At 68.4% G+C, this 5,122-nt stretch carries 4 protein-coding genes and 1 pseudogene; all 5 read right to left on the bottom strand.

Translation table 11 applies throughout. The annotated features are described in order from the left end of the window. Positions 1-91: 91 nt before the first annotated feature. The 5 genes and pseudogenes from ACZ5SK_RS48305 to ACZ5SK_RS48325 all read right to left on the bottom strand — a co-directional run bounded on the left by ACZ5SK_RS48305 (position 92) and on the right by ACZ5SK_RS48325 (position 4,941). The gene (locus ACZ5SK_RS48305; RefSeq protein WP_468578093.1) at positions 92-460 is read right to left on the bottom strand and encodes a DUF1330 domain-containing protein; all 369 of its coding nucleotides are present in this window, start codon (positions 458-460) and stop codon (positions 92-94) included. A 486-nt stretch (positions 461-946) separates the two neighbouring features. Then, positions 947-2,104 carry an L-dopachrome tautomerase-related protein gene (locus tag ACZ5SK_RS48310; RefSeq protein WP_361710746.1) on the bottom strand — a complete coding sequence of 386 codons (1,158 nt, stop codon included), beginning with the start codon at positions 2,102-2,104 and terminating at the stop codon, positions 947-949. A 303-nt stretch (positions 2,105-2,407) separates the two neighbouring features. Continuing rightward, entirely contained in the window at positions 2,408-2,920 is a 513-nt protein-coding gene (locus ACZ5SK_RS48315) for a nuclear transport factor 2 family protein (RefSeq protein ID WP_361710744.1), read from the bottom strand. An 81-nt stretch (positions 2,921-3,001) separates the two neighbouring features. Further along, positions 3,002-3,815: pseudogene (locus tag ACZ5SK_RS48320) on the bottom strand (oxidoreductase). A 253-nt stretch (positions 3,816-4,068) separates the two neighbouring features. Next, positions 4,069-4,941: a DNA polymerase Y family protein gene (locus ACZ5SK_RS48325; protein ID WP_361710740.1), complete on the bottom strand. Its 873-nt coding sequence runs from the start codon at positions 4,939-4,941 to the stop codon at positions 4,069-4,071. Positions 4,942-5,122: the final 181 nt, after the last annotated feature.

Below are 5,122 nucleotides of genomic sequence, written 5' to 3' on the forward strand. Positions count from 1 at the left end.
CGTCACGCGACGGCCCACCTCGAACGGCCCGAGGACATTACGGGCGAACTGCCGAGCAAGTCAGCCACCGAACCCCGCTGACGAATCGAGGTTAAGGCTTGAGCACCGCCAGCACGTCGTCGAGCGAAACGTCGGTGGGGTCACTCATATCGAGACCATCGAACGTCTGCCAGATATAGGACGCCGTCCCGTTCTCCCGCAGTGGATGAAAGTCGACCAAGTCCGGATCGTCCCGGAAGGTGTTGAACGCCTCTTCGGACTCCCATTCAACGAGAAACAGAACCTGCCGTGGCGCAAGGTCACCGGCTACGTTGTCACGGAAACGGCCAAACGCCACCATTCGACCGCCATATTGCGGAGCTACTTCGGGCAAACGACTGAAATACGCAAGGTACTTCTCCACGTCGGTCACGTCAAACATATTCAGGGCGTAAAACTTCTTCTGCGAATTCGCACTCATTGCAAATAACCTCTCCGGTATCAGGAAACTGGTGTGCGCTGCTCCAGGCGGGCGCGGGGCACCGGCAGCAGGACGCCGGCATCGTTGATGATGATGTTGACGTCGGTCGCGATTTGCGCCATCTCGGAGACCGACTGCGAAGAACGCACTTCCAGCGCTCGGGTGAAAACTGAGGTCGCGGGAATCCGAGTACGCTTCCCGTGCCGTTGGGTACCGCAGCCATTACCGACGACGATCCGCCGACAAACCTGCCGGACAGATCACGAAACCGCACTGGAGCACTAGGCGGTTGCCCTGAGGCGTCGCGCGGGAAGCCATCCGTACTCCTGAGCAATGGGGTTCGGAACTCGCCCGCCGCCACGACGAGAAACCGATCGGTTCCCTCATCGTAAACTGATCGGTTTTCGCGCGCAAGTCCCAGCGGAAGGGCGGCGTTCGGTGTGCCCCGACAGCGCCCAGGCGGCCGCCTGGCGCGGGCCGGAGAGGTCACACGAGCCTGACCGGTCCGGCGTCGATCGGCAGGCGGACCAGGAGATAGGGCTTGCGGCGCAGGTCCTTGCCCTCGTGGAAGGGGGACAGACGGTTGAGCTGGTTGGCGATGGCGTACAGGTGCCGGTCCGAGGCGATGGACAGGGTGTCGACCCAGAGCAGATCGCGTCCCTGGGCGAGGGTCCGGTAGGTGCCGTTCGGGTTCCTGCGCCAGATCGCGTTGTGTTCCAGGTCGCCGCCGTAGAGCCGCCCCTTGTCGTCGCTCTCCAGGCCGTCGGCCATCGGCTTGAACCCGTGGTCCTCGACCGTCGCGGCGACCTCGGCGTCCGTGGCGTCCGGGTCGGCGAGGGCGTCGGTGGACACGCTGTGCAGTCGGCGGCTGGACAGCGGGCAGTAGTAGAGGCGCGTGCCGTCGGCGCTGAGAGCGATGCCGTCGGAGCCGGTCTCGTAGTACGTGGGCTCGCCGCCCGCGGGGCGGACCATGAAGGGCTCGCCCTCGATGACCGGGAGGAACCGCTCGTCCGGGAGCGCCGAGGGATGCCCGGCCAGTCGCCGCCAGGAGCGGCCCGTGGCGAGGTCGACCACGATCACCCCGTTCGAGCCGCCCGAGTCGGTGATGAACGCCATGCCCTCGGCGCCGCGCCGCAGGTCGAAGCGCACGTCATTGGGGTAGCTGTTGGCCGGCACCACCTCGGGCGGGAAGAGGATCTTCCGTACGATCCGGTCGGTGCGCAGGTCGACCGCCACGAGTTTCGGACCGCCGTAGGAGGACCCGGCGAACAGCGGGCTTCCGGTGTCGAGGATCCACAGCCGGTCGGCCGGGTCGACGACGACGCTCTGCACCGACTGGAAGTGCCCGGCCAGGTCGGAGGCGTCTTCGCGGTTCACCTCGGCGTCGGGGTAGGCCACCGGCTTCCCGCCGCGCAGTTCGGCGACGGTGAACGGGACGTCGTCGCCCCAGCGGGGAAAGTTGACGAAGACCCGGCCGCGGCGCGAGACGGTGACACCCGTCGGCATCGCGCCCCAGAAACGGGCAACGACCTCGTAGTGACCGGCTGTTGGACGAGAGGGGGAGGCGGAGGCGTAGGCGGATCCGGCGAGTTGGGTGACGGCCAGCGACGCGGTGGTCGCCGTAAGGAACATACGTCGTTTCATGCGAGCGTCTCCTGTTGGGTCAAGTTGCCGGAGGGCGCGGCGAGTTGCCGCATCACCTCGGCGCGTCGGGGGATTGGCCGGACGCTGCCGTGGCCGGTGGAGGACGGTGCCTCCAGCAGCCGCTCTCTGGAGTCGGCTTCGCCCGGGCGGTCAGGGCGAGCCGGAGCCGGAGCCCACCTGGGCGGCAGGTACCTCGTGCGTTCCTGCCACCTGAAGCCGTCCGCCGGGGACATCGCCCGCGGCTGCCGCCACCTGCCGGAAGGGGAACGGGGCAAACGGCCAGTGGACCTGGTGCTCTCAGGTCTACCGGGCTGCCGGCCGGGTCTTCGCGACCATGCTGCGGTCCCCGAAGGTGACCATCGCGTGGATGGGTATGGTGCTGGCGCGCATGAGCGCCGCGAGGCCCCGGCGGCCCTGCTGGCGGGCGAGCTCCGGCCCCAGGGTGGTCATCAGGGCGGTGAGGGCCGGCATCGGACGCCCGAAGAGCGTGATCTCCTTGATCTTTGCCTCGTCGTCGAGCCGCAGCAACTGCACCTCCTCGAACGACTGGGACCCCACCCGCGCCCGGTAGACCAGCGCGTATGCGTCGCCCTCGCCGGTCTGGGTGTGGTAACGGACGTCCTTGACCGCCGTGAACGCCGAAGTCAGGAAGTCACGCAGCTGGTCAGATCCCTCGAAGCGGAACTGCTCGGTGAGCGGCGAGCTGAGCACGACGTCCCGGCTCAGGCACGCGACCGCGGCGTCGACGTCACCGCGTTCCTCGGCGGAGCGCCAGCTCGCGACGGTAGCGGCGGCGGAGTGCAGGGTCTCGGACATGGGTCTCTCCCGGTATCAGCGGCGCGATGGGATGTGCGGGTGGCGACGTGCTTGATGGACGGGGTGTGCGGGTGGCGGGTGTCAGCCGGTGAGCTTGTTCATCGTGCGAATCTGCTTGTCCAGGACCCAGGCGGGAACGAAGCGGAGCATGCGTGCGCGTCCGGCCATGGGACCGGCGGCGTAGCGCAGTTTCGGCTTGGTGTCGGTCGCGGCCGTGACGATCGCCTTGGCGACCACGGCGGGGTCGTCACCGCTCTTGATCGCCTCCGTCATCAGGCGGTCGAAGACGTGCCGCTGGTCCGCGTAGGTCTGCAGGGGGGGTGTCGGGCTTGGCGCTGTTGGCCTCGAATCCGGTGTTGGTGTAGGCGGGTTCGACCAGGAGCGAGCGGACGCCGTACTTCCGCACCTCGTGGTCCAGGGACTGGGAGTAGCCCTCGATCGCGTGCTTGGACGCGCCGTACACGGCCATGTAGGGAGCGGGGATGAAGCCCTGCACGGACGAGAGGTTGATGATGCGGCCGCGCCCCTGGGCGCGCATGTGCGGCAGGACCTCCTTGACCATGCGCATGACCCCGAAGACGTTGATGTCGAACACGTTCTGGGCCTGCGCGAGGGAGGTTTCCTCGGCCGCACCGATCGAGCCGATGCCGGCGTTGTTGACCAGGACGTCGATCCGCCCGAACCGGTCGATCACCTGCTGGACCACGGCGGTGACCGACTTGTCACTGACCACGTCGAGGTCGAAGAACGTCACGCCCCGCAGCGGGGTGACGCGTGAGGTGTCGCGGCCCGTGCCGGCCACCTCGAAACCCGCCGCGACCAGCGCGAGCGCGGTCTGCTTGCCGATGCCGGAGGACGCGCCCGTCACGAGGGCCACCGGCCGATTTGTCGTCATCACGCACTCCCGAACTCGCCCGGGAAACCGATCGGTTTCCTCTTGGTCTCACTGTAAACCGGTCGGTTTCCAATGTGCAAGCTCAAGGACGGAACTGATCCCGGGCCGCGTCACCGGCCGACTTCAGGTTGAGCTGACCGGCGCCCGCCGGCAGGGCGGCACGCGCCGGATGGGCAGGCAGAAAGACGCGACAGCGGCATCCCCGCGTCGCGATCGCGAGTTCGCGCCGAACCCCCGGCGAGGTGCGCAGCAGTCAGTCGGCCAGAGTCGCTGGGCGGATGGCCCAGGGTCCAAAGCGGCGGCGGGCGCGGTCGGCGGCGGCTTCGGCCACGCGGGCGCGATCGTCTCCCGGATCCATGGAGAGTTGGCGGTAGGCGCTCTCGGCCGGCAGCAGGGCGTCGGCACGGATCACGAAGGCGCGAACTCTCGCCCGCTGCAGCCCAAGGGCGTTCAGCAAACCCAGGGCGGTTGCCGCGAGGGCGGGTGAGTGGTTGGCGGGTTCCGGCAGCGTGCGCGTACGTGTGGTGGAACTGTTGTCGGCGTACCGCACGGTGAGAGTGAGCCGGCTGGTGATCTGGCGTTCGCCGCGCAGGCGTTGGCCGATCTGCTCGGCGAGCCCCAGGACTGCTCGGTGATGCTGTGCCGGGTCGAGGCAGTCCCGCTCCAGCGCCAGGTCGGCGACCAGATGCGCCGCAGGTTCCCCCGGGGTGACCGGGCGGAGATCGTGGCCACGGGCTCGTTCGGCCAGCAGCCGGGCGGGACCTGCGCCGAGCAGTCGCTGCAGGGTTCCGGCGGGCAGATCGACGACCTGCCCGATGGTGTGCAGCGTGGTGCGGCCGATCCCGGGCAGGGCAGTGACCGGCCGCGGATACAACAAGACGGCCGCCTGCCCGTCGGGGACCCAGGTGGTATCGCCCGGCGCGGACGCGTCGGCGGCCATGGCCGCCAGCATGCGGTTGCCCGCGAGCCCGGCGCTGCTGTCGATGCCGTACAGCGCCTTCAGCCTGATCTTCGCCAACTGGACCACGTTGTAGGGAGACAGATCGAAGTACCGGAGCGCCGATGTCAGGTCCAATTGCATGGCGTTGGGCGGGACGGCCTGGACATGAGGCGTGACACCAGACATCAGTTCGATTACATCGGCGTACTCATCCCCGGTCAGCACGGCGTGCAGGTAGGTGCGGGCGGCTCTCGCCGAGGAGGGCGAGGGCGGCCTCGGGGCCGTTGTCACGGCGGGCCGCGGCGATCTCGTCCAGGTCCCAGGCCATGGTGCCGACGACGGTACGGCGGGTGCCGCGCACCTGGAC

It is taken from the genome of Streptomyces sp. NPDC031474, from assembly GCF_055581185.1.

Bases quoted from the DNA above. Each gene is read 5' to 3' on its own strand.
- ACZ5SK_RS48305 (WP_468578093.1), bottom strand. From the start codon at position 460: ATGAGTGCGAATTCGCAGAAGAAGTTTTACGCCCTGAATATGTTTGAC.
- ACZ5SK_RS48325 (WP_361710740.1), bottom strand. From the start codon at position 4,941: ATGTCTGGTGTCACGCCTCATGTCCAGGCCGTCCCGCCCAACGCCATG.
- ACZ5SK_RS48315 (WP_361710744.1), bottom strand. From the start codon at position 2,920: ATGTCCGAGACCCTGCACTCCGCCGCCGCTACCGTCGCGAGCTGGCGC.
- ACZ5SK_RS48310 (WP_361710746.1), bottom strand. From the start codon at position 2,104: ATGAAACGACGTATGTTCCTTACGGCGACCACCGCGTCGCTGGCCGTC.